Here is a 25,749-nt window from a genome sequence, read left to right on the forward strand (position 1 = left end):
TGAATCACATGACATCATTGGTCAATTTTTCAATACAAGATGATCACATTGGCATCATGACCTTAAACAGACCAGCACAAGCCAATGCTCTATCAGCTGCTATGCTAGAGGAAATCAATCAAACGATTCAAGAAATTAAACATGATGAAAATATCCGCTGTTTGCTCATTACAGGAGCTGGCGCTAAAGTTTTTTGCGCAGGAGCAGACTTAAAAGAACGGCGATTGATGACAGAACAAGAAGCCAAAGCAGCCTTCTTCATCATTCAGCAAACCTTTACAGACATTGAATCCTTGCCTGTCCCTGTCATTGCCGTGATAAACGGACACGCACTTGGCGGAGGTCTTGAGCTCGCGCTCGCCTGTGATCTCCGCATCGCAAGAGCGGGTGCAGCGCTCGGCCTGCCGGAAACAGGACTAGCTATCCTGCCAGGAGCAGGGGGCACACAAAGACTCCCGCGCCTGATCGGACCCGGGAAAGCAAAAGAAATGATCTTTACAGGCAGCTCTTTACGAGCAGAAGAAGCCGTTCAAATTGGGCTGATTGAACGCATCTCTACAGCCGATTCACTGATGAATGATGCCATCTCACTCGCAAAACAAATCACCAAGAATGGGCCGATTGCTTTAAAAGAAGCAAAACAAGCCATTCAATCCAGCCTTGATCACAATTTGCAAACTGGTCTGATGAAAGAATATGAAGCCTATATGAGGCTTATTCATACAGAAGATCGACTGGAAGGTCTCAAGGCTTTTCAAGACAAACGAATGCCTCATTACAGAGGGAAGTAGCAAGAAAGGGGAATGGTTATGATCGAGGAATATGAATTAAAGAAACATCGAATTGAAAAGGGCGGGGCAGAACGCTATCATCAAAAAAACAAAGAAAAAGGAAAATTATTTGTCCGTGATCGGCTTCATTTGCTCTTAGATGAGGATTCTTTCATTGAAGATGCCATGTTTGCAGAGTGCAAAGATGAACACTTACCAGCAGATGGTGTCGTCACAGGAACCGGGCGTATGAATGGCATGACTGTTTGCGTCATGGCAAATGACTCTACGGTTAAAGCAGGATCGTGGGGCGTCAAAACAGTAGAAAAAATCATTCGAATTCAAGAAACGGCCGAGAAGCTCAATTGTCCGATGCTGTATCTAGTCGATTCTGCGGGTGCAAGAATCACCGATCAGATCGCAATGTTCCCAGGCAGAAGAGGAGCAGGGCGCATTTTTTATAACCAAGTCAAGCTGTCTGGACGTATCCCGCAAATTTGTTTACTCTTCGGTCCATCTGCAGCCGGCGGTGCATATATTCCTGCTTTTTGTGACATTGTCGTCATGGTCGAAGGAAATGCTTCCATGTATCTAGGTTCACCACGAATGGCTGAAATGGTGATCGGTGAAAAAGTATCACTTGAGGAAATGGGCGGTGCGAAAATGCATTGCAGCACGTCTGGATGCGGAGATATTTTAGCCAAAACGGAGGAAGAGGCTATTCAAATTGCACGTGATTATTTAACCTATATGCCTGCCAACTATACAGAAAAACCAAAAACGACAGCAGCAAAAGCACCTAAACCATCTGAAACCACCATCCAAGACTTAATCCCAAAAGGCCAGAATACCCCATTTGATATGTATCAACTCATTGATTTACTCATTGATGAAGGGTCATTTTTTGAAATCAAAAAGCTGTTTGCCGCAGAGTTAATTACCGGCTTTGGCAGAATGAACGGGCAGCCTGTCGGTCTGATTGCCAATCAACCAAGGGTAAAAGGCGGCGTCTTATTCCACGACTCAGCTGATAAAGCCGCCAAGTTTATTCAGTTATGTGATGCCTTTCATATCCCGCTGCTCTTTCTTGCGGACATACCGGGGTTTATGATTGGGACAAAAGTAGAACAAGCCGGCATTATTCGTCATGGAGCGAAAATGATCTCAGCTATGTCAGAAGCGACCGTTCCGAAAATATCCGTCATCGTCCGTAAAGCATACGGGGCAGGACTATATGCAATGGCAGGCCCAGCATTTGAGCCGGACTGCTGCCTTGCTCTTCCATCGGCGCAAATAGCTGTGATGGGTCCAGAAGCCGCTGTAAATGCCGTCTACGCAAATAAAATTGCAGAACTCCCACCCGAAGAGAGAGCGGCATTTATACAAGAGAAACGGAAGGAATACCAAGAAGATATGAATATCTATGAGCTTGCCTCTGAAATGATTGTCGATGGCGTCATCCCGTTTGACCGTCTAAGAACGGAACTTTGTCATCGATTACTAGCTTATACATCGAAAGAAATGATATTTACTAAACGAAAACATCCGGTCTATCCGGTCTAAAGGGGGCGTCTTTATGATCAACCTGAAACCAGAATGGATACCGGAAGAAAAGCAGATTCAAAAAACACGTTTGCATCAGTGGATGAAATCTCTTGGTTTTTCTACGTACCACTCATTCTATCAAGCCAGTATTGATCGCACTGACTGGTTTTGGAGAGAAGCCGAAAAGGCGGTCGGCATTCAATGGAAAAAGCCATATGAAGCAGCATTAGGTCAGCACTCATTCATGTGGCCGAAATGGTATCAGGGCGGCACATTAAACATCACCGAAACGGCCGTGGACAAATGGGCAGAAAAAGAAGAGACGAAGCATCGACCCGCCATCATTTGGAGCAATGAAGCCGGTGAAGAAAAGAAATGGTCATTTCTTGAACTTCAAGAGAAAGTGTGCCGTCTTGCAGCTGGCTTTTTGAAAGAAGGGCTTCGAAAAGGGGATGTAGCGATCGTATATATGCCGATGCTTCCAGAAACGGTCGCTGTCATGCTTGCCTTTGCAAAGATTGGTGTCATTTTTAGCCCAGTCTTCTCAGGCTATGGAAGTGAGCCTCTTGCTGTACGCATTCGCGCGTCAGGCGCATCCATTGTCGTCACAGGGAACGAAATGATGCGCCGAGGGAAGACGATCAACATGCGAGAATGTGTCGCTGATGCCATCAACAAAACAACAACAGTACAAAAAGTGATTGTGCACACTTCCGCTAATACCGGATATCAAGACGATGTCCGGTTGAATGAGTTGTTAAAAGAACAGCCGATAGCCGGCACGACCTATGTGAATAATGAAGACCCGCTTATGATCTTGTATACATCAGGCACAACTGGTACGCCAAAGGGAGCCGTTCATACACACGCGGGCTTTCCGATAAAAGCGGCTTTTGATGCGGGTCTATGTATGGATGTTGCAAAAGGAGACCGGCTTTTTTGGCTGACTGATATGGGCTGGATGATGGGGCCATTCCTCGTCTTTGGCGGCTTAATCAATGGAGCTGCCATCGTTTTATATGACGGCGCTCCCGATTATCCAGATGAACAGCAGCTCTGGTCGTTTATTCATCAGCAGAAAGTCACTCATTTTGGACTTTCACCCACATTTATTCGTTCTGCGATGCAGCAAACGATTGATGGGGTCGAACTGCCGCATGTCAAAGCCATTATTTCTACTGGAGAGCCGTGGAATGAAACGCCGTGGCAATGGTTATTTAACACCATTGGTCAAAGAAACATTCCGATCTTAAATTATTCAGGAGGAACTGAGGTTTCTGGGGGCATTGTAGGCAGTACGCTGCTTCGACCAATCAAACCGATTCTCTTTAATGCGGCGATCTTAGGAATGGCAGCAGATGTATACAATGAAGCCGGGCAAAGCGTGATGAATGAAGTAGGGGAGCTTGTGGTGAAAAAGCCATGGGTCGGCATGACATGTGGTTTTTGGAACGAACCGGAGCGTTATGAAGACACGTATTTCAAACGATTTAAAGGCGTATGGACACACGGAGATTGGGTTATGCAAACAGAGGACGGTGAATTCCACATCACAGGCAGATCGGATGATGTCATTAATACAGCAGGGAAACGCATCGGGCCAGCTGAAATTGAATCCATCCTTGTTAGACATCCTGCCGTGCATGAGGCTGCTGTCATTGGGGTAAAGGATGAGGTGAAAGGGGAGGCGCTCGTATGTTTCATCGTGACCAGTCCGCATGCTTTTGAAGAAGCAGCCCTCATTCAAGAGCTTTCAGCACATGTTGGTTCACATGCCGGAAAAGCGCTCAAGCCAAAAGAAGTTCATCTCATTTCAGCTTTACCAAAAACAAGGAATGGAAAAATTGTTCGCCGTTTACTAAAAGCGGCGTATGAAGAGCAGACTTCACCAGACCTTTCTTCATTAGACAACCCAGATGTGTATAAAAGCCTGACCGAATACTTAAATAAGAAACGGAAAAAGTAAAAAAGACAGGAAGGCTCCTGTCTTTTTTATTGCACATGAAAATTCGTGCCATCTGTTGTTTCTTTGACAATACCTGCTCGAACGACAAAATCACCGAAATGTTCTTCGTTTTCTCGTTCTTTTGCATAGCGGGGGAGAAGAGAGCCAAGTTCGTTTAAAATGTCTTCCTCACCAACATTTTCACGGTATAGCTTACTTAATCTGCTGCCATCAAACGCAGCGCCAAGATACATGTTGTATTTGCCAGGTGATTTCCCGATAAAGCCAATTTCACCTAGCGCATGACGGGCACATCCATTTGGACAACCAGTCATACGAATCGTGATTTCTTTATCACTTAAGCCGTTTTCTTCGACAATCTCTTCAATTTTGTCAATCAAGCGTGGAAGGTAGCGCTCTGCTTCTGCCATCGCTAAGCCGCATGTTGGCAAAGAAACACAAGCCATTGAGCTGCGGCGCAGCGCGGAGTGTTGCTGGCCGTCTGATAAACCAAACTTCTGAATCAGCTGTTCGATTTGTTTCTTTTTATGAGTTGTGACATTCCCAATGATTAAATTCTGATTGGCGGTTAAACGGAAGTCACCCGTATGCACCTTGGCAATTTCACGGATGCCTGTCATCAGTGGATAATCATCATAATCTGTGATGCGTCCGCCTTCCACAAACATCGTATAATGCCATCTGCCATTAATGCCTTTTACCCAGCCATAACGGTCACCGTTATGATCAAAGTGATAATTCTTTGCCTCTAACAGAGTAAACCCAAGGCGGCGCTCAAGCTCTTCTTTTACATTTTCAAGACCAAGGCGGTCCACCGTATATTTAAAGCGGGCATTTTTTCGCACGGAACGGTTTCCGTAGTCACGCTGAATGGTAATCACTTGTTTCGCAATCTCTACAACCTGTTCCGGTGTACAAAAGCCAATCACTTTTGCAAGCTGAGGATAGGTCGCTGTATCACCATGAGTCATACCCATTCCGCCGCCAATTGCGACATTAAAGCCGATCAATTGCTCATTTTCGATGATGGCAATAAAGCCTAAATCCTGCGAAAAGACATCAATATCGTTAGCAGGAGGGACTGCCACACCAATTTTGAATTTCCTTGGCAAATAAAGCGGACCATACATCGGTTCAACTTCCGTATCTGGCGTTGCCGCAACCTTTTCCTCATCAAGCCAAATTTCGTGATAAGCTCTAGTTTGTGGGAGCAGGTCATCACTTAATTTTTTCGCCAGCTCGTATACATCATGGTGCACTTCTGATTGATAGGGGTTTGATGTACACATGACATTCCGGTTCACGTCGCCGCAAGCAGCAATTGTATCAAGCATAGTAGAATGAATGTCTTGAATGGTTTTTTTCATATTCCATTTTAAAATACCGTGAAGCTGAAAGGTTTCACGAGTAGTCAGCTTTAACGTACCGTTTCCGTATTTGTGAGCAAGCTCATCCATCACAAGCCACTGCTTAGATGTGGCGATTCCGCCAGGCAGGCGTACGCGCAGCATAAATTGATAGGCTGGCTCAAGTTTTTGTTTCTGCCGTTCATTTCTGAGGTCTCGATCATCTTGTAAATAACTGCCGTGATGTTTCATCAGACGGTTGTCATCATCAGGAATTCCCGCTGAAATCGGATCAAGCATTACTTCTTTTAACGTACCCCGTAAATAATCACTTTTTTCTTTGATTTCTTCTACGTCGCTCGGAGGTCCATCCGGCGCTGTTAATGCTGTCTTCACCATGTAAGTAAAAGCTCCTTTCTTTCAAGCATCAAGTCCATTAATATACGTCGCGCTGATAGCGTTTTTGCTGCTGCAAGTTAGCTAGATAGCTTTCTGCTTTCTCTTTGCTCATCGCACCTTCTTCTTGGATAATCGATAGAAGGGTATGATGAACATCATGCGCCATATGCTTTTCATCTCCGCAAACATATACATAGGCACCTTGCTCCAGCCATTCGAATAATTCTTTACTTTGCTTCTTCATTTGATGCTGAACATATACTTTTTCCTCTGAATCTCTTGAAAAAGCTACATCCATTTTCGTTAAGACGCTATCTTTTAGCCACTTTTGCCATTCGGTTTGATATAAGAAATCCGTCACAAAGTGCTGGTCACCGAAGAATAACCACGATTTTCCGCTTGCACCGATTTCTTCTCGTTCCTGCATAAACGAACGGAAAGGGGCGATACCTGTGCCTGGTCCCACCATAATGATCGGTGCATCAGGGTTTTCAGGAAGCTTAAAATTTTGATTGTGCTGAATATAAACAGGCAGCGTATCACCTGGTTGTAAGCGCTCTGCACATAGTATGGAGCAGACACCTTGACGTTCTCTCCCGTGCGCATCATATCTCACAGCACCGATCGTCAAGTGAACTTCTTCTTCATTCGCTTTCAGGCTGCTTGCAATCGAATAAAGGCGAGCCGGAATTTTTCTTAAAATCGCAGTGAAGTCTGCGGCTGTTCCTTCAAAAGGACCGAAATCGCGCACAGCATCGACTAAATCTCTTCCTGCTATATACGCTTTTAATTTTTCTTCATTTCCTTCTTTTAAAAGGGCATGGAGGGCTTCATTTTTCGTCAAGTCCGCCAACTTTTGAAGAAGGGGTTTTGTTAAAACTGTAATTTCAAAATGTGAGGTAAGTGCTTCTTTTAAAGGAAGAGTCTCACCGTTTTTATGAACAGTTACGGCTTCTTCTGCATTCCATCCGCATGTCGTAATCAGTTCATCAACAAGCGCAGGATCATTTGTTGGATAAATTCCAAGGCTGTCACCCGGTTCATAAACAAGTCCTGACCCTTCAAGTGAAAGCTCCAAATGGCGGGTTTCTTTGTTAGAGCCACGGCCGTTTAGATTGATATTTTCAAGAACTTCCGCATAAAAAGGATTCGTTCTTGAATATTCAGTAGCTGCTGTTTGGCTGTTTGCTCCTGCTGATTCTTGCGTGAATGCTGCGGCTTCACCTTCGCTAAGTGACGATGTCACCCCTTGAAGCCATTCAGAAAACGGCTCATCATAATCAAGGTCACAATCCACTCGATCTGTCAGGCGCGTTCCGCCAAGTTCTTTGAAGCGCTCATCAAATTCTTTTCCAGTCTGACAGAAGAATTCATAGGAGCTGTCACCAAGCGATAGAACAGAAAAGCTTAAATGATCGAGCTTTGGCGCACGTCTACCATGGACATATTCATGGAAAGAAAGGGCATTGTCAGGCGGATCTCCCTCGCCATGTGTGCTGACGATCAACAGTAAATTGTGTATTTTTTTCAGATTATTTGGTTTAAAATCTGACATAGAAGAGAGCGTCACTTGAAAGCCTTTCTCTTCAAGATGCTGTGCTGTCTTTTTCGCTAACCCTTCGGAATTGCCTGTTTGCGACCCGTAAAGCACGGTCACATCTTTACTGACAGGCTGCGCAGGTGCTGCGGCAGAAGGAGATAGGGCTTGAGTAGCTGTTTCTGATCCGGCTAGAGCAGCTTGTGCTGATAAATAACCGGTAAGCCAAATTTTTTGTTGATCTGTTAAAGTCGGAAGCAGCTGATTGAGTAGCTCTGCCTGCTGCTGACTAAAAGGACTGTTCAATACATGAAGTTGCAACGATATCCACCTCACAAGGAATATAAACATAGATTAATTCGATAGGAATTATATATATAGGTTCAATTTGAACTTTACCGAAAGTTTGCCATTAAGTAAAATATATAATATTGATTGTCATGATTAAGATTTCTAATGACAAAGCATATGCGAATAGGGGAAAAGACATAAAAAAAGGAAAACGGTCATCCGTTTTCCTCTTATCTATCTAATTTACGCCGTTGGAAGTCCCATCACAGCTTTCACTTCTAAATATTCCTCGATGCCGAAGTCTCCCCATTCTCTTCCGATACCTGATTGCTTAAAGCCGCCAAATGGGGCAAAATAATCTGTTTCGGCATTGTTAATGGTGATTTGACCAGCGCGAATATGCTCAGCGACATATTTTAATGTTTTTTCATCTTTTCCAACAACATACCCGGCAAGGCCATACACTGTATCATTGGCGATCTCAAGGGCATGATCAAGATTCTGATACGTAATGACACTCATGACCGGTCCAAAGATTTCTTCTTGTGCAATGGTCATGTCATTTTTCACATTAGTGAAAATGGTATGTTTGGCGAAATATCCTTTATCGATTCCGTCCGGCTTTCCAGCTCCCCCAGCAAGAAGGGTAGCACCTTCTTCGATTCCTTTTTCAATATAAGATTGCACGGTATCCCACTGCTTTTTAGATACAAGCGGCCCTGTAGCATGATCTTCTCTTGGATCACCAACTGTAAACTTCGGCAGGGCATTCAGCAGCGCTTTTTCAAACTTGTCTTTCATTGATTCTGGTACAAGCACACGCGTAGCTGCAGAACACACTTGCCCTGTATTCATCGCAATATGCTGAATGGCAGTTTCAGCAGCCACATCCACATCTGCATCATCCAAGACGATAAGAGGGGATTTCCCGCCAAGCTCAAGAGCGACTTTCTTCACATTGTCCGCTGCGTTTTCCATAATTTTAGAGCCAACAGCACCTGATCCAGTAAATGAAACAAAGTCAATATCAGGATGTGAGCTAATGCCGTCACCAATCACGTCACCCGTTCCGTTTACTAAGTTGAAAACTCCTTTCGGTACGCCTGCTTCATCAATAATTTCTGCAAGAATCATCGCAGCAAATGGTGTAATTTCCGCTGGCTTTAAGACAACTGGTGAGCCTGCCGCAATGGCACCTGCGATTTTAAGAGATGTTTGATTCGTTGGGAAGTTCCACGGTGTTATCAATCCGCTGACGCCAATTGCTTCTTTTATAATGGTATGTCCGCCGCGGTCCTCTGTAAATGTATAAGATTTAAGGGCTTCCGCTGCTTTAGAAAAATGTTCATAGCCCATTTTGTAATGAACTTCTTCGGATACTTTCAGCGGTGCACCGAGCTCTTGTGTCATCACTTCTACAAGTTCATCTTTGCGTTTTTCGTAGCCGCGCACAATGTTTTCCAGCATCTTTACTCGTTCATTTCGAGATGTTTTAGAGAAAGAAGGGAAGGCAGCACGAGCTGCTTTCACTGCCTTATCTAAATCTTCTTTTGTTCCTAAGCTAATGGTGCCAATGACTTCCTCTGTCGCAGGGTTGATGACCTCTGTCGTTTCGCTTCCTGTTGATGCAACCCATTCTCCGTTAATAAAATGTTTCTCTTGATTTCTCATTCTGACATGTCTCCTTTTTATATGTGATTCATTCAATATTCTGTTTTCAGCTGATATAAAACTGTACCCACTGTGAAAAATCTAAAACGAACAAACTGCAAAAGAAAAAGTTTCTGATATAATACGCAAAGTGGGACATATGTCCTTTTCAACCTGCGGGCATGTATCATTTAATGGAACTAGACTGAAAAAAGAAGGAGCTTTTGAACGAATGAAAGGTGTTATTTTCGCTTTATTAGGAGGCGCTTGTATTACACTACAAGGCGTAGCCAATGCAAGAATCAGCCAGGATATTGGTACATGGCAGGCAGCCACCATCACGCAGCTGACCGGCTTTATCATCTCGCTCGTCATTTTACTCGTCGTACGAGACGGACACTTCAGGGAATATCAAAAGGTGCAGCCGCTTTATTTAATTGGCGGCGCATTTGCAGCGATTATTATTTTTAATGAAGTCACCGCGATCCAAATCATCGGTGTGACACTCACTATCGCAGCGTTACTGATTGCACAGCTTGCTTTTACCTTTGCAATCGATGCAAAAGGATGGTTTGGTGTTCAGAAAAAGAAAATGAAATGGCCTCATTACGCAGGAATTTTATTGATGGTCACAGGGGTGATCATTTTAAAACTATAAAGGAGGGCGTCAGATGGAGGAGCTTCATGATGAATCTCTTTTTACCTCATATATGAAGGCACATCAATTAGAAAGTGTCTTTCATCAAAAGCTCATATCACACGTGAGTTTGTGGCGCTATGAGCAAGGGGAGCTCGTTTGTTCAAAAGGGGATAAGAGGGAGTACCTGTACTTGTTAGTGAAAGGAAAATTAAAGATTTTCACGACCACAAAGGAAGGGAAAACCTTTATTCTTAGCTTTAAACATCCCCTTGAAGCGATTGGAGATATCGAATACGTTCAGCAGACGGATATGGTCAATACAGTCGAAGCAGTCACAGAAGTACATATGTTAAGGGTTTCTCATCAAGCACTCATGCGCCATGCGAAGGATGACCCACGCATGTTATCCTTTCTGCTAAAAGGGATCACAAACAAATTTTATACAAAATCAAACGATTTGAGTTTCCACCTGTTATATCCTGTAGAGGTCAGGCTTGCAAGCTACTTATTGTCTGTTGTCACAGATGATGACAGCGCAAGCGCCCTTCGTCTCACTGATGCGGCAAGCTTAATCGGTACAAGCTACCGTCATATTAACCGAGTCATTCAGCAATTCTGTGAAAAAGGACTGATAGAAAGGCAGAGAGGAAAGATTACGATTTGTGACCGCAAAGGGCTCCTAGAAATAGCAGAGCACAACATTTATGAATAGAGGAAATGAAGGGATTTATATATGATCATAGGAATAGTATTAGCCATCACGGCTGGCGCACTCGTCAGCTTACAAACCATTTTTAACAGTAAGGTCAATGAGCAGACAGGCTCTTGGTCAACTACCACCCTCGTTCTTGGAATGGGCTTTATTGCTTCACTCCTGATGGGGCTCTTACTAGAGGGAACTGGCATGTTTCGATTAAGACATATGGAAGCGTGGTACTGGATCAGCGGGGTTATTGGTGTAGGAGTGGTCATTTGTCTCGTTCAAAGTATCAAACGGCTTGGACCGACTTATGGCATTTCGATTGTCCTCACGTCACAGCTTGGCTGCGCTCTTTTGTTTGATTCGCTTGGCTGGCTTGGCTTAGAAAAAGTAGAATTCTCTTTGACAAAACTTTTAGGTGTTATTGTGATTGTTGCAGGGATCTTGGTGTTTAAATTGACCAAATTGGAGTCTGCAGAAAAAGATCAATCGCAAGAAAAAGGGCTGCCACAAGAGTAGCTGCCCTACTTTATATCAATCGACGCCATAAAACTGTTATCGCGGATAATCCATTTAAAAGGAGCCTTTTCATCAAAGGCTTTTTTTTCTGTCCATAAGCGCTCGTCTGGTAGACAGTTCGATCTTTAGCAACGAGATAACTGTAGGCGATTTTTCGTTCAATTGCTTGCGTAAGTGATAACGCAAACGGGGCACTGTCAATGACCAAAATGGACTCTGTGTTTAAAAAACTAGACCTCGCATCTAAGTTATATGTCCCAATAATACTCAGGTAATCATCAATCACCATTGATTTCGCATGAATCGAATATGGACCTTCGTATTCATACAAATGAACGCCTGTTTTCATCAATTCCTTTTTTGTACTTAAATATCCAGCAAAGGCTAATGGATTTGGCGTCGCCGTAAGAGAATTCGTCACCACTGTCGTCTGAATCTCACTAGGTAAGGGGGTGAGTCCGGATTTCATTGGGCGTGTTGGAATGACATAAGGCGTCTGTATAAGCACAGAACGCTTTGCCCGGTGCGCAAGATCGTTCAGTTTTTTCAGCACAAGTGGCCGCTTATTAAAGCGTTCCACAGGATTTGTGAAAAAGGCAACCTGTTTCACAGAAGTGGAATCTGCTGCCCAATCAAATGAGGACATCACAAAAGGTTCTTTCGTGCGCACTGCATCATGATAGGATCTGAGCAGCTGTTTTCTTAGCTTTAACCCTTTTTTCGCTTTTGGCTTAGAGAACACAGCTTTTGTTCTTTTTGTGAAATCATGATTCCACAGATAAACGAAATATTGCTCCATTTCATCTAATACTTTTCCCTTTTTGGGGTTATAGAGCAGCACATCACGGTCAAAAGCAAAGTCTTTCGGCGGCTGATCTGCAAAGTATTTATCACCGATATTTCTTCCGCCCATCACAGCCACTCGGCCATCTGCTAGTAGCAGCTTATCGTGTAGCCGATTATGCCACGTCCAAGGCTTGAACAAACGAAAGGGCTCATAAAAACGAATCGACATGTTCGGATGATTTGCTACCGCATAGCGCAAATGCTTTAGCGGCCCGCGCAAACTGTGACAGATGCCATCTAACAACAGCTGCACTTTCACACCCCGATCAGCTGCTTCAATTAAAGCACCTAGTATCCATTCGGCTGTTTTTCCCTTTTGAATGGAATAGTAACTGAGACGGATCATCTTCTTTGCCTCACGAATCATTTGGATCCTCACCTGACCAGATTCAAAGCCGTCGTCAAGAAGCATGACTTGATTTGTCCCCTGATCGTCTCCTGAGATAGAAGAGGCTTTATAAATGCAATGTTCTTTGCATGTTTTTCGAACAGGTAAATAAAACAAAACAAATGCGGTCAAAAATACATAGACGACATAAACAAGGATGAAATAAAACAATAGATGAAGCATTATGATCAGCTCCTTTCACACAGACACAACTTTTCCTTAGTGTATGTCAAAAATGAAATTTCACTCATGTTGGCTTTCAACAAAATATATGACAAAAGAATCAGCTTGTTTTTATTGGGCATTTAATTATAGTATGAAATGAGTAAGGGGGAATCAAATTGAATGAACCACTATTTAACATTCCAACCGAAGTGTATCAAACGTTAAGTGAAACAGAACGTTATTTACTCAACTATATTCACCAGCATTTAGAGGATATCTCCACCTTATCCATCGTCACATTAAGTGAAAGAGCCAATGTGTCGACAGCCACAATTGTCAGGCTGATGAAAAAAATCGGCTACAACGGCTATACATCCTTTAAATATCGATTGAAACAAGAAAAGAAAATGACCGATGCAAGTGATCAGCTCAAAAACATTGATGAAGACATCAAACTAGCGATTCGGAAAAACGAAGAAGAGGTTTTAAAGACGATCCAGCTGCAAAGTATTGGGCAAATTGAAGATGCCGTTCAAAAAATACATAATGCGGACAAAATTTATATTTTCGGCAGAGGCTTCTCAGAGATGATTGCCAAAGAAATGACCATCAAATTACAGCTCATCGGAAAAACATGTGAAGTACATGACGACCCGAATATCATTCGGCTGAAGTCGCGGGATATCGGTAAAAACGAACTTGCAATCTTTGTTTCATTGAATGGCGAAACAGCAGAGCTCGTTGAAGCGTGTCAAAATCTTAGCATGAAGCAAGTCACGACGATTACCGTCACAACGAGAATAGATTCTACATTAAGTAAAATATCAGATATGACTCTGGTCGGATATAAAGGCGAACAATCCTTCTTCCCAGATTATGAGGTCAGATCGCGCTTGTCTCTTCATGTCATCGCCCGCATTTTACTAGATGCCTATGTGATTCGAATGAAATAATTAATAAAGAAGCCTTCGAGACTTTGATCTAGAAGGCTTTTTATCATGAAAACCTTTACACAATCTGAAAACATTTTCACTCCTGCGTATGAGATACTTTCTTTAGAGAAAAGAAAGAAGGTGAAACCAATTGATTTATACCTGCACCTTAAATCCTGCTATTGACCTATATATTGCATTAAAAGAAATGAAGGCAAATGCAGTCAACCGCACGGAAGATGAAGATTATCAGCCGAATGGCAAGGGAGTCAATGTCTCCATTATGTTAAAGAAATATGGATTCACCAGCACTGCATTAGGATTTATTGCTGGGTTTTCAGGTTCTTATATTGAACAATCCTTAAAGGACCTTTCCATTCAAACCGATTTTATCTCAGTTGAAGGAATTACACGCATTAATGTTTTTATTAATACGACTGAAGAATACAAGCTCGTGAACCAGGGACCTGCGATTGAAGAAAAAGCGCTTCACGCCTTTCGTGAAAAAATAGCGGCCATCCCGCAGGGGGACATCCTGATCATGTCAGGCAGCCTGCCAAAGGGCGTACCAGCCAGCATTTTTTCAGAAGTAGCAGCTATTTGTCATCAGAACAACGTCAAGTTTATTTTAGACACAAGTTCCGCAGCAGTTCTTGAGACACTTCAATATAAGCCGTATTTATTAAAACCGAATGAAGAAGAAATCGCTGCTTTTTTCGGCAAAACACATCCTATGTCAGAAAAAGAACTCATTCAATCAGGAGAAAAACTCATTGAGATGGGTGCAGAGCAAGTGCTTATTTCCCGCGGGGGAGAAGGGGCTTTGTTCATTACAAAAGACGCCGTCTTAAAAGGAAACGCACCGACTGGCACTGTGGTAAACACAGCTTGCTCTGGAGATGCAATGCTCGCAGCCTTTCTTAGTAAACAGCTTGAAGGTCATTCACCTGAAGAATGCTTACGTTACGGCATTGCAACAGGCGCATCTACTGCATTTTCTAAAGGCTTAAGTGATTTACATGACATTCATTCATTAATTGATCAAGTACACATTGACAAGATATAAGGGGGAATAGACATGAGCCGTAAAAAAATTGTCGCTGCAACTGGCTGTCCAACAGGCATTGCACATACATTTATGGCAGCTGAGGCATTAAAAATAGCTGCTGAGCAACTAGGGGTCGACATCAAAGTTGAAACGCACGGTCAAGTAGGAATTGAAAACGCTTTAACCGATCAAGACATTTTGGAGGCAGACGGAGTCATTGTCGCAGCTGACAAAGATGTGAATACAGATCGTTTTCATGGCAAACCACTGATTGAAGTGCCTGTAGCGAAGGGTATCCGCACGCCAAATGAACTGATTCAAGGCATTCTGAATGGAGAAGCACCCGTTCATCAAGTGAAAGGAAGAACTTCTGGAACAGAAAAAACATCTGCTCCTTCACCAGTTCAACAAAAGTCGGCGAATAAGTGGATACACACCATCTACAAACATTTAATGAACGGTGTATCACACATGCTTCCATTTGTTGTTGGAGGCGGGGTCTTAATTGCTTTATCTTTTCTATTCGGTATTTACTCAGCTGATCCTCAGCATGAAACATATCATCCGTTTGCTGCCTACTTGAAAAACATTGGCGGACTCGGCTTTAGCTTAATGGTGCCTATTTTAGCAGCATTTATCGCTGACTCAATCGCGAAACGCCCAGGGATGGTTGTCGGATTTATCGGCGGCCTGCTTGCAAACGATGGAGGCGCTGGATTCTTAGGTGGTATTATCGCAGGTTTTGCAGCAGGGTATATCATCGTACTCCTTCAATTCCTGCTTCAAAAATTACCTGCATCACTTGACGGATTAAAATCAATCTTCATCTATCCTGTCATCGGTATATTCTTAATTGGGGCTGTGATGACACCACTATTAGTTCCAATCACAGGTCTAAATAATTCATTAATGGATTTTCTCTCAGCTGTTCAATCCACGAATCCGCTGCTCTTAGGTTTAATTGTTGGAGCGATGTGTGGATTTGATATGGGAGGACCTTTTAACAAAGCAGCCTATGTCACAGGAACGGCTTTACTTGCAGAAGGTAACCTTTACTTCATGGCAGGTGTGTCAGCAGCATGTATCACACCACCGCTTATCATTGCGATTGCCACAACGATTTTCCGAAAACATTTCACACCGCAGGAACGAAATGCAGGGGCCATCAACTATATTCTAGGAGCGACACATATAACAGAAGGGGCCATCCCATTTGCGGCTAAAAACCCGGTCGTTGTCCTGCCAATTATCATGTTTGGCTCCGCCATCTCTGCTATATTGACGTATCTCTTTGGCGTACAGGTTCCAGCTCCGCATGGCGGATTCCTTGTCCTTCCAGTCGTCACAGGCGCATTCCAGTGGGTACTATCCATACTGATCGGATCACTTGTAGGTGCCATTCTATACGGACTGTATCGTAAAAAAATAGACAAACCCGCAGTTTAATAGGGAGGAAGAGAAATAATGGAACATATTTATATGAATCTTCATGAAACCGCGTCGTCACAGGCTGGCGTTTTCGCAGCCATTGCTGATATTGCCTACAAAGCAGGTATTTGTACATCACCAGAGGATGTTAAAAAAGGCTTAGCTGAAAGAGAAGCGCTGAGCACAACTGGATTTCAAGATGGATTTGCCATTCCGCATACACAAACAGACGCCATCACAAAACCAGCACTCGTGATCGTCCGTACAGAAACAGGCATTGAATGGGACGCTTTTGATGGGAAACCTTGCTTTTTCTTCTTATCCTTACTGATCCCCAAAAGTGAAGCAGGGACGACTCATCTAAAGGCACTTTCTGCCCTTTCACGAGGATTAATGGATGAAGCGAAACGACAAAAGCTGCTGGAAACAAGAACAAATGAAGACATGCTGACTGTATTAGAAACAGATATTTTAACGAGAGAGGATGTTTGATCATGCCTTTACTATCCACAACACCAATGCTTGAGACTGCGAAAAAAGAAAAATACGGAATCGTTGCATTCAATGTACATTCCTTTGACAGTATTTATTGGGTGCTCGAAACGGCAGCAGAATTAAAATCACCTGTCATTTTGCAAACAACGGTTGGAACCGTTCAATCTCTAGGAGCAAAAGCGATTGCAGATACAGTCAAAGCGGCGGCTGATCAATATCAAATCCCGATCGGCCTGCACCTCGATCACTGTACGGACTTTGATGTGATTCTCACCTGTATTCGTGCGGGATATACATCCGTCATGATCGATGCATCGATGCATTCATATGAAGAAAATGTTCGCCGTACAAAAGAAGTGGTGGACCTCGCATTAAAAGTAGGGGTGAACGTTGAAGCTGAACTAGGCAAGGTGGGCGGCGTAGAGGATGATATCGTTGTTGATGAAAAGGATGCTGAAAAAGCCATTCCATCAGAATGCCGTCAATTTGTAGAAGAAACTGGAGTACCAACTTTAGCACCTGCAATTGGTACCGCACACGGCATTTATAAAGGGGTACCGGATATTGACTTTGACCGCATTGAACAAATTGCATCGCTGGTCGATGTTCCCCTTGTGCTACACGGAGGTTCCGCTGTTCCGGATGAAGACGTCAGACGATGTGTGGCACTTGGTATGGCAAAGGTCAATGTCTCAACTGAATTAAAAAATGCGTACTCTGAAGCCATTCGTGATCATTTCTCAAACGAACCGGAAAGCTTAGATCCACGGATGTATTTACAAAAAGCGAAACAAGCAGCAAAAGATATGGTCACATCGAAAATACGTATCGTTGGCAGTGAGGGCAAAGCCCATCCTCTATATCAGTGAAACAAAAAAGCAGAGCCGCTTAAGCTCTGCTTTTTCACATTATTCGTTTTCTTTCATTTCATTTGATGTGCGTACACGTGCATTTCCCATGAACAGGACCGTAATCGCTGCAAGGGCAATAGGAAACAACGCAATCAAAAATACGTACGTAATACTTTGTGACATCGCATCAATGACTTTATTTAAAATATCAGGCGGAATTTGTGAACGGGCACCTTCTTGGAAAATGGCTTGCGGATCGCCTATTTGAGAAGAGGCTCCTTTCATTCCGCTAAAGGCTTCTGCTAAGCGATTCGATAGGACATTGGTTTGAATCGTCCCAAAAATCGTGACACCAAGTGTCATCCCAAGTGATCTCATAAATGAATTGGTCGAGTTTGCACTGCCTCGATAACGAGGGGCTAGATCATTCATTGAAGCTGACGGCAGAAGGGAGAAGCTGAAGCCGACACCAAAGCCTGATATCATCATAAAGATTGTGAGCCAAATTCTAGCTGTATCTGGTGACATATTGGCAAGAAGCAGCATCCCCGCGAAAAATGAAATAACAGAGATCGTCATAAGACGTCTGAAAGGCACTTTCGTCTGCATCGTTCCGCCAATCATACTGCCAATGACAGACCCTATCATCATCGGTGTTAAAATGAACCCTGCACTTGTCGCTGATTCACCGTACACTGCCTGAACGAAAATAGGAATGAAGACAGCAAGAATAATAAATGTTCCGCCATATAAAAACGCCAAAATTTGAGATGTCGCAAATAAACGATTTTTAAACATCCAAAATGAAATAATCGGTTCCTCTGCTTTTCGCTCAACAATAAAGAAGATGGTACCGAACACAAGAAACACGGCAAAAAGGGTGAGGATTTGCACTGAATCCCACGCATAAGATTTACCGCCAAGCTCAAGTGCGAACATCAAGCTCACAACCGCCACGACAAGTGTGATAGCACCTGACCAGTCAATTTTTTGCTTGCGATGTTCTAGTGATTCCTGGTAGTATCTCGCAATCAAGAACACACTAACAATACCAATTGGCACGTTAATATAGAAAACCCAGTGCCAGCCGATTGAATCTGTGATAATAGCCCCTAAGAGCGGTCCTAGTACACTCGATAAACCAAACACTGCACCAAACATACCCGACATTTTTCCACGCTTTTCAGGCGGGAAGATATCAAAGATGATTGTAAACGCGATTGGAAGAAGGGCGCCGCCTCCAAGCCCTTGAATGGCTCGGTAAATAATGAGCTGATCCATCGTTTGTGCGATACCGCACAGCGCTGATCCAATTAAAAAGAAAATAAGTCCAAACAGAAAAAAACGCTTTCGACCATACATATCAGAAAGCTTTCCGTAAATCGGCATTCCAGCCATTACTGCCACCATGTAAGAAGCCGTCACCCAAGCAAATTTATCAAAACTGCCCAAATCTGCTACGATGCTTCCCATTGCTGTTGCAACAATGGTATTGTCCATCGCCGCCATAAAAATTCCTAACAGCAAACCGATGACAACAAAGCGAGTGGATGCCTTGCCTTTATCCACATGATTCATTTCATTTACCTCCTGCTTACGTTCTCTCCTTATTTTTGCTATGATCAACTTAAATATAAAGTAAGAGAACATTTATCTTGATGATCAAGATAGTTTATTTTAAAGGGAGGAGAACAAGTTGTCAATAAAGAACGACGCAGAAGACAGAGCAGACCTGATCATCCATACAATGAGGCGTCTCGCCACACGAACGGTTTTATTCCACCAAGCGGCCGCACAATCGCTTGGCCTTTTCCCAACAGACCTGAAATCAGCCGATTTGTTAAACGAACTCGGTCCTCTCACAGCAGGAGAATTAAGTGAAAAAACAGGTCTTAGCTCAGGTGCAGTCACAGCTCTGATTGACCGCCTTGAAAAAGCGGGCTACGCAAAAAGAGAAAAGGACCCAAAAGACAAACGAAGAGTTATCATCGTTCCATTAACGGCAGGGAAATCACAGGTAAAAGAACTTTTCCAATCCTTATCAGCATCAACCAAACAGCTCACAAACGAATACAAACGAGAAGAATTAGACTTAATTATTCAATTTATTACCGAAGCAGCAGATATTATGGACCAAGAGCTGCAATTGCTTAAGTCTAAGTCGTAAGAGAGCACAATGTGAAGGGTGTGTTTTTCTATTAGTTGTTTAAAAAAAGGTAGTGCGGATTATAATTGGCGCAATTAGTGCCCTCATCCTTACCATGGAAGTGCTCTATAACTCTTGTTTACAATGGAACATCTCAAATGATTTTAATTAAAAGATGTTTTAAAAATCGTGTCTTAATGATTACTGACGATGGCGAGGCTAAAGCGCTCTAATAAAACACGGATCATTTACATATTAAGAACTGTTTTTGTATCTATATTCCTATTTAATGACAAACTTTGTGTTGGTAAAATTGACCTTGTCAATGAATAGGAAGGAGTGAATTCCGCTGGGGAAGATACTTGATGCAAAAGCACTAACAAGTGCCATGGATGCAAGAGCAAAACACTACCAGGAACTCCGTGAACAAATGGTCAATTTAAAAAAGACACTTCAGGGCGTGGCAAACCTCGGTGATGATTTCACGGGAAAAGGTGCCGATAACATTAAAAGTTTCTACAAAGAACTCGCCGGAAATGTGGACATGTTTATTAGCTTTATTGATAAGCAAAAAGCGTTCCATGAAGGTGTTTCTGGGACACTAGATGATACAAACTTTGGCGGCGACACCTTTGTAGAAGAACACTTTTTAGATAACGCTGTACATATGGGCATCAAAAATGCCAAAAGCATTGTAAAGGATCAAAAAAAGGCACTTAAAACGATTTTTCAAGACATCGACGACCTCATTTCTCTAGAAGTATTTGATAGCCAAACCTTTGATGAAAAGATTGCAGATGCGGAAGACGAGCGAAAAAAGACAGTGAAAGACCTAAGAGAGCTTGATCAAAATATAAAAAATGAATATGCTTTGTCAGAAACGGAGCAGCAAGCTACAATGGCATTGTACACAGAAATGATGAATGCCACAAATGATGGAAAAGCGATTTCTCCAATGAATTTTGACAAGAAAGCGTATCAAAATAGCGAAATCTACAAAGCAAAAAGCGATATTGAAAAGCAAACTTCTGAATATCTGAAAATCAAAAAAGAACAAGAAGAAGCCCGCGAAATCGCAAAGGAACAAGAAGCACTCGCCAACCGTCCTTGGTACGAAAAAGCACTTGATTATGGCGGGAATATTGTGAATGAACTAACTGGCGTGAACGATGCAAAACGCGCCGCAACGGGCGTTGACCCGATCACAGGCGAAGAACTTACGGCAGGACAGCGCGTCGCCGCAGGCGGCATGGCAGCCGCAGGATATATTCCAATCGTCGGCTGGGCAGGACGCATTTTCAAAGGCGGAAAAGCTGTCTATAAAACGACCCAAGCTACATCAGCTGCAGTCAGGGCAGTGGACATTTACAAGACGTCACAAAAGTCTTTTGACGCCTTAAAAACATCGCAAAAAGGTTTATATGGCCTCACCGCCACCAACGGCTTCAGCGAAGCAATTACTGGTAGAGATATGTTCGGGAATAAGATCTCGAAAGAACAGCAGGAGGCGAGTATGAATGCGGCGCTTGGAATGCTTTTGCCGTTTGGAGCGAAAGGGTTTCATGGAAAGATGGGAATTCAGGGTGCAGGTAGAGATTCTGCTAGAAGAACTGTAATTAGTCCAGAAATTGAAGCTAAGATTCTAGAAGGACAACGGAAGGTTCCCAAAAATCAGTTAATAGGTGGCCATTCGTCTAGAATTAATAATGATAATGAAAAATTTGCAGTTGAAGTATTATCAACAAATGCGGATGGTACAAAAAATGTTGTATTTACAAAACAGTTTTCTGATGGAAATATCTCTAAAATTAAAAAAAGCACGCTCTTTCCTGATTCTTGGAAGGATGAGAAAATTCTCAAAAGTATTACCGACGTGGGAGATACAGCAGCTATTTCATCAAGATTAAGAGATAGAGCAACTTGGCATAGAGCACGTATTGATGGTGTAGAAATTGATGTGATTAAAGTGGGGAAAGATGTAACTAGCGGGTATCCGACAGGTACAGAAAATGCTTTACGCCCATCAGGATTTTAATTTAAATGGAGGTATTGATGTGTTTAAGGAATTAGATAATCTTTTATCTGCTGATACAACGGTAGATTCGTGGTATGACGACGGGTGTTTGATTGCTAGTGAGATTCTCTCGGATTTTAGCTTGAACGATTGGGAAGAATTATCAAATCAGGTACGCAATAAGCCAATAGAGTGGCAGCGGAAAATTGCGTACTGTCTAGATAATGAGTGCAATGAATATGAGTTAAATATTTTAATGGATTTGTTGAATATTAATGATAAAGAACTATTTGAGATCTGTATCGATACATTGAGAAGTTTTCCAATTGAGGAAGGCAAAAAATTGATATTGGAGCATCCTCAAATTTTAGAACGTGCAAATCATGTGTTGACTACTACTGCGAATTCACCAGTAAAATTAGTTCTTCAAGATTTCCTTTCAAAAATGAATTCAAATTAGTTGATTTTTAATGAGATTATACAAAAAAACCTTGAATGGCTTAATACCTTTCAAGGTTTTTGGTGTTAATGGACTTCAAGCCGAGAAAAAACGAGAAAAGGCCGACAAAAAGGGGACCTTTTTTCCTAAGTGGATCATCGTATGATAGAGACAGGCAAAACCAACGTGAATATTTTGTCCAGAAGGAAGAACCTGCGGACGCTAGCACTTGTGACAGCTGTAACTGAAGTCGGGAAAAAGAATCAGTCCAGAGAAAGTCATGTGCAGCTGGACGGAACCATCATTCCTTTGGATGAGGAATTCGAGATACTAGGAAGCGGAGAGCGGTGCATGTTTCCTAGAGATACAAAACTGTCTCCGAAAGAGCGAGTAAACTGTCATTGTGCGGTTGGTCCTGTGGTTGATCCTGTTATTCTAGGATTGTCAGCTGAGGAAAAAGAATCAATGAGAATTCTAAAGTAATCTCTCCATTTTGTAGTAGATGATGTATAATTTTACTTAAAATAATTGAGGGAGAAAATGTTTATGACTATATTGGAACAAATTGATAATCATAGCTTATTTAATGAATTATCTGAACTCAAGGTAGAAGTAGATAGTTTGTTAAATGATGAAGAATTTATTGCAGAACTCGATGAGGAGGGAACAGAATTAGTTAACAGGGTTAAGCTAGTCATAGATTACATTGATAATAGTATTAATTCTTCTGACAGTATGTTGTTAAGAGAGGCCCATCTGAACAATATGAGAACACATATAAATAATATAAAAGTCTGGTTGAGAAATAAAGATTATTTAGAAAATCAAAATAATCGTAATCACTTGAATAATGCTTTAAATAACATTCTAGATTCTAGTGTATATATCCTTCTAACAACTAGGGAGAATATAGATAGTATTAGAGAAGCAGCAACTGGCTTTCGGAGATCTATAGGTATGCAAAAATTCGGAAGCTGATCACATAGCAAGGCAATATTGGGTATTTCTTATTCTTATATCTTATAAGGTCATTCAAAATTCCCCAGTACATCTATGACCTCATTACAAAGGTTTTCTATCACGTTTCAGAAGACAAATGACTCCTTGTATACAAGTCTCAAAGCACACTCATAAGAGTGTGCTTTTTCTTATAACAAAAGAGCACCCAAAAACCTGCACAGCATTTGCTGAAAACATTTGGGCTTCTTTGACGCATGTGAGTTGATTAGACTTATAACCAAAGAGAAGAAGGGAGGAATTCCAACTGCACTTAACCAAAAGAGGCACGACTTTACTATCAATGCTGATTCACACGACATCTTATTTATCAATTGAAGATTTACAGAATCGATTGAATGTCTCTACTCGAACCGTCTACTCTGAAATCAAACGCATGAATAGCTGGCTGGACACACATCAGCTTAGTGGCGTTCAGCGAAAAGATCAACTTGGCTACTACTTACACCCACATGAAAAAGAAGTCATTATTCAAAAAGCGAACAGCATTCTCGTTGGTGATGATTATGAACCATGTGTAATGGAAAGAAGAGCTATTCTGCTCTTATCTATTGCATGCAGTGAGAAATGTCTAAAAATTGATGATTTTATGAAGCTCACCAAAGTGAGCCGGAATACATTGCTTGAAGATATGAAACAGCTAAAAGAAGCACTTTCAAAGCAGCAGCTCACGCTTCACTATCAGCCAGCCTTCGGCTATTTGATTTCAGGAGAAGAAAGAGCGATTCGATTGGCTCTGAAACCTTATATTCATTCCATTCGCACCATGATAAAAAATGAAAAAGCTTTTCCATCTCTTTGGTTAAAGGGGCCTATTTCATATAACAGGTTAAAATATCTCCTCGAGCAGTCAGAACAAGAGCTTCAGCTCGAGTTTGCTGATGACATGCTGGATCAGCTGTCTTTGGATCTCTTTTTCTACTTTAAGCGGATGAAGCTAGGACGTGCTATACACCTTTCAAACGAAGAAAAGCGTACATTGCAGGAAACTGAGGAATGCTTGGCGGCTATTCGTTTCATGGCACGAATTCAAAAAGAAACGGGTCTTCAAGTGCATGATGATGAAATCTATTTTCTTAGCACTCTATGGCTCAGCGCTAAGAAACAAAAGCTTCCATCAAGTCAAAAGCCAGAAGAGCATCTCATTCGCACCATTGCCAGACAAATGATTTTTGATTTTCAGCGGTATGCATGTATCTCCTTTCAAGAGTACGAAGCCTTGGAGCAAAACTTAACCATGCATCTCATCCCTGCCTATTACAGACTCATCTATCACATTGATATCAACAATGAATTAACAGAATCTATTAAAAAAACACAGCCAGAGGTGTTTGATATCACTCAAAAGGTCGTATGTCATTTAGAAAAGGCGACCTGCTCCAAGATAAGTGAGCATGAAATTGCTTACGTGGCGATGCATTTTGGTGGTTGGATGAGAAGAGAAGGGATTTCGCCAATTGTGCGGCGTTCTGTATACATTGTTTGCGGCGAAGGAATTGGCACAAGTCACATGCTGAAAACACAGCTTATCGAATTAATCGGTTATATCGAAGTACGTGATCTATTATCAAAGCGCTCATATGAACAACTGTCATCGATTGATGTCGACTTTGTTGTGTCAACAACACCTATTTCGTTTAAAGGAAAGCCAGTTCATCTCGTTCATCCCATCCTTACTGCCTATGAGAAAAAAACCTTGCTTCAATATGGAGAAAGTGCCGAAACCATGTTTGATAAGAACAATGTGAACGCTTTATTCAACATCATTCAAGAGCATACCATCGTACAAAATGAAAAAGCACTGCTTCGTGATCTTAAAGAGCTGCTTCATCCCGCATATGTATCCCATCAGAAAGGGTGGAAACCAGTGTTAAACGATTTATTAACAGAAAAAACCATTCATCTCCAACAAACAGCAGAAACATGGCAAGAGGCCATCACAAAAGCAGCGCAGCCTTTACTCGAACAAAATGCCATTCAGAAAGGTTATGTGGATGCCATGATTCAGTCCGTTGACCAAAATGGACCTTATATTGTGATTGCACCACAAGTAGCCATTCCACATGCCAGACCAGAGGACGGCGTGAACGAATTAAGTATGTCACTCATGTCATTCGAACGGCCCGTTTTTTTCTCTAAGGATGAAAAAAAACCGGTTCGTCTCATCATCGTGCTAGCAGCCATTGACAGTATGACCCACCTAAAAGCACTCAAACAGCTGACTATGCTGTTAAGTGATGAAAAGCGAAGGAAACAACTGGTTGAAGCAAAGGAATTAACATCGGTGCAAAAACTAATTGATCAATTTTCACAACGATAAAGGAGGAAAAAGAGAATGAAAAAAATTCTTGTTGTATGCGGAAACGGATTAGGAAGCAGCTTCATCGTGGAAATGAATGTCAAAAAAGCATTAGAAGAGTTAGGGCTTGCAGCTGAAGTGGACCATACTGATCTCAGCACAAGTAAAAATGAACAAGCTGATCTATATATCGGAGCAACAGACATTATTGATCAGCTGGATGACGGCACAAGAACGGTCGCTGGATTAAATAACTTGTTAGACCAGGAAGCTATTAAAGACGTCCTTCGCAAACACATATAAGCCACGAAAAAGGGG

22 protein-coding genes and 1 pseudogene are annotated in these 25,749 nt (G+C 42.2%); 18 read left to right on the forward strand and 5 right to left on the reverse strand.

Going from position 1 to position 25,749, the window contains the following annotated elements:
* Positions 1-8 precede the first annotated feature (8 nt).
* Genes SB660_RS16170 through SB660_RS16180 form a run of 3 tightly spaced genes read left to right on the forward strand, consistent with a single transcriptional unit; the run spans position 9 to position 4,281 of the window.
* Positions 9-791 carry an enoyl-CoA hydratase gene (locus SB660_RS16170; protein ID WP_410583312.1) on the forward strand — a complete coding sequence of 261 codons (783 nt, stop codon included), beginning with the start codon at positions 9-11 and terminating at the stop codon, positions 789-791.
* A gap of 18 nt (positions 792-809) precedes the next feature.
* The gene (locus tag SB660_RS16175; RefSeq protein WP_410583314.1) at positions 810-2,333 is read left to right on the forward strand and encodes an acyl-CoA carboxylase subunit beta; all 1,524 of its coding nucleotides are present in this window, start codon (positions 810-812) and stop codon (positions 2,331-2,333) included.
* Between the two features lie 13 nt (positions 2,334-2,346).
* On the forward strand, positions 2,347-4,281 hold the full coding sequence (locus SB660_RS16180; RefSeq protein ID WP_410583316.1) for an AMP-binding protein: 1,935 nt from the start codon (positions 2,347-2,349) through the stop codon (positions 4,279-4,281).
* A gap of 26 nt (positions 4,282-4,307) precedes the next feature.
* Here the strand turns inward: SB660_RS16180 and cysI are convergent, their stop codons facing one another.
* From cysI to SB660_RS16195, 3 genes are all read right to left on the reverse strand, one after another.
* The gene (gene cysI, locus SB660_RS16185) at positions 4,308-6,026 is read right to left on the reverse strand and encodes an assimilatory sulfite reductase (NADPH) hemoprotein subunit (protein ID WP_410583318.1); all 1,719 of its coding nucleotides are present in this window, start codon (positions 6,024-6,026) and stop codon (positions 4,308-4,310) included.
* A 37-nt stretch (positions 6,027-6,063) separates the two neighbouring features.
* A complete protein-coding gene (locus tag SB660_RS16190) occupies positions 6,064-7,884 on the reverse strand; it encodes an assimilatory sulfite reductase (NADPH) flavoprotein subunit (RefSeq protein WP_410583320.1) in 1,821 nt (606 codons plus the stop codon).
* Between the two features lie 213 nt (positions 7,885-8,097).
* Positions 8,098-9,525 carry an aldehyde dehydrogenase family protein gene (locus tag SB660_RS16195; RefSeq protein WP_169056625.1) on the reverse strand — a complete coding sequence of 476 codons (1,428 nt, stop codon included), beginning with the start codon at positions 9,523-9,525 and terminating at the stop codon, positions 8,098-8,100.
* A gap of 211 nt (positions 9,526-9,736) precedes the next feature.
* Between SB660_RS16195 and SB660_RS16200 the strand changes: the two genes are divergently transcribed.
* The 3 genes from SB660_RS16200 to SB660_RS16210 are packed head-to-tail and all read left to right on the forward strand — an operon-like array spanning position 9,737 to position 11,363.
* The gene (locus tag SB660_RS16200; RefSeq protein ID WP_410583322.1) at positions 9,737-10,162 is read left to right on the forward strand and encodes a DMT family transporter; all 426 of its coding nucleotides are present in this window, start codon (positions 9,737-9,739) and stop codon (positions 10,160-10,162) included.
* Positions 10,163-10,175: 13 nt separating this feature from the next.
* Positions 10,176-10,856 (forward strand): Crp/Fnr family transcriptional regulator, encoded by a 681-nt coding sequence (locus tag SB660_RS16205; protein ID WP_410583324.1) that lies wholly within the window; start codon positions 10,176-10,178, stop codon positions 10,854-10,856.
* A 21-nt stretch (positions 10,857-10,877) separates the two neighbouring features.
* The gene (locus SB660_RS16210; protein ID WP_339165772.1) at positions 10,878-11,363 is read left to right on the forward strand and encodes a DMT family transporter; all 486 of its coding nucleotides are present in this window, start codon (positions 10,878-10,880) and stop codon (positions 11,361-11,363) included.
* Between the two features lie 10 nt (positions 11,364-11,373).
* Here SB660_RS16210 and SB660_RS16215 read toward each other — a convergent pair whose 3' ends face one another.
* Positions 11,374-12,780 (reverse strand): phospholipase D-like domain-containing protein, encoded by a 1,407-nt coding sequence (locus SB660_RS16215; RefSeq protein WP_169056622.1) that lies wholly within the window; start codon positions 12,778-12,780, stop codon positions 11,374-11,376.
* A gap of 158 nt (positions 12,781-12,938) precedes the next feature.
* Here SB660_RS16215 and SB660_RS16220 point away from each other — a divergent pair, with 158 nt between their 5' ends.
* The 5 genes from SB660_RS16220 to SB660_RS16240 all read left to right on the forward strand — a co-directional run bounded on the left by SB660_RS16220 (position 12,939) and on the right by SB660_RS16240 (position 17,534).
* Positions 12,939-13,715, forward strand: coding sequence for a MurR/RpiR family transcriptional regulator (locus tag SB660_RS16220; RefSeq protein WP_061408067.1), 777 nt, complete (start codon positions 12,939-12,941; stop codon positions 13,713-13,715).
* A 130-nt stretch (positions 13,716-13,845) separates the two neighbouring features.
* Positions 13,846-14,760, forward strand: a complete 915-nt coding sequence (gene pfkB, locus SB660_RS16225; protein ID WP_058015607.1) for a 1-phosphofructokinase — start codon at positions 13,846-13,848, stop codon at positions 14,758-14,760.
* A 12-nt stretch (positions 14,761-14,772) separates the two neighbouring features.
* Positions 14,773-16,188, forward strand: a complete 1,416-nt coding sequence (locus SB660_RS16230) for a PTS fructose transporter subunit IIC (RefSeq protein ID WP_339165771.1) — start codon at positions 14,773-14,775, stop codon at positions 16,186-16,188.
* A 15-nt stretch (positions 16,189-16,203) separates the two neighbouring features.
* Entirely contained in the window at positions 16,204-16,662 is a 459-nt protein-coding gene (locus SB660_RS16235) for a PTS sugar transporter subunit IIA (protein WP_012010167.1), read from the forward strand.
* 2 nt (positions 16,663-16,664) lie between these two features.
* Entirely contained in the window at positions 16,665-17,534 is an 870-nt protein-coding gene (locus tag SB660_RS16240) for a class II fructose-bisphosphate aldolase (protein ID WP_003210866.1), read from the forward strand.
* A gap of 39 nt (positions 17,535-17,573) precedes the next feature.
* Here the strand turns inward: SB660_RS16240 and SB660_RS16245 are convergent, their stop codons facing one another.
* A complete protein-coding gene (locus tag SB660_RS16245; protein ID WP_058015610.1) occupies positions 17,574-19,094 on the reverse strand; it encodes an MDR family MFS transporter in 1,521 nt (506 codons plus the stop codon).
* Between the two features lie 169 nt (positions 19,095-19,263).
* On the opposite strand from SB660_RS16245, the gene SB660_RS16250 reads away from it, so the two are divergent.
* The 7 genes and pseudogenes from SB660_RS16250 to SB660_RS16280 all read left to right on the forward strand — a co-directional run bounded on the left by SB660_RS16250 (position 19,264) and on the right by SB660_RS16280 (position 25,734).
* The gene (locus SB660_RS16250) at positions 19,264-19,683 is read left to right on the forward strand and encodes a MarR family winged helix-turn-helix transcriptional regulator (protein WP_058015696.1); all 420 of its coding nucleotides are present in this window, start codon (positions 19,264-19,266) and stop codon (positions 19,681-19,683) included.
* 367 nt (positions 19,684-20,050) lie between these two features.
* Positions 20,051-21,697, forward strand: a complete 1,647-nt coding sequence (locus tag SB660_RS16255) for a T7SS effector LXG polymorphic toxin (RefSeq protein WP_410583328.1) — start codon at positions 20,051-20,053, stop codon at positions 21,695-21,697.
* A 19-nt stretch (positions 21,698-21,716) separates the two neighbouring features.
* The gene (locus SB660_RS16260; RefSeq protein WP_058015611.1) at positions 21,717-22,136 is read left to right on the forward strand and encodes a hypothetical protein; all 420 of its coding nucleotides are present in this window, start codon (positions 21,717-21,719) and stop codon (positions 22,134-22,136) included.
* Positions 22,137-22,367: 231 nt separating this feature from the next.
* Positions 22,368-22,598 (forward strand): annotated as a pseudogene (locus SB660_RS16265) (structural protein); the annotation flags it as partial.
* Positions 22,599-22,661: 63 nt separating this feature from the next.
* Positions 22,662-23,093, forward strand: coding sequence for a hypothetical protein (locus tag SB660_RS16270; protein WP_339165770.1), 432 nt, complete (start codon positions 22,662-22,664; stop codon positions 23,091-23,093).
* Positions 23,094-23,379: 286 nt separating this feature from the next.
* Positions 23,380-25,452: a BglG family transcription antiterminator gene (locus tag SB660_RS16275; protein WP_410583442.1), complete on the forward strand. Its 2,073-nt coding sequence runs from the start codon at positions 23,380-23,382 to the stop codon at positions 25,450-25,452.
* 15 nt (positions 25,453-25,467) lie between these two features.
* Positions 25,468-25,734 (forward strand): PTS sugar transporter subunit IIB, encoded by a 267-nt coding sequence (locus SB660_RS16280; RefSeq protein WP_061408048.1) that lies wholly within the window; start codon positions 25,468-25,470, stop codon positions 25,732-25,734.
* The last annotated feature ends 15 nt before the right edge of the window (positions 25,735-25,749 follow it).

Source organism: Bacillus sp. SIMBA_005, from assembly GCF_046535585.1.
GTDB lineage: Bacteria > Bacillota > Bacilli > Bacillales > Bacillaceae > Bacillus > Bacillus pumilus.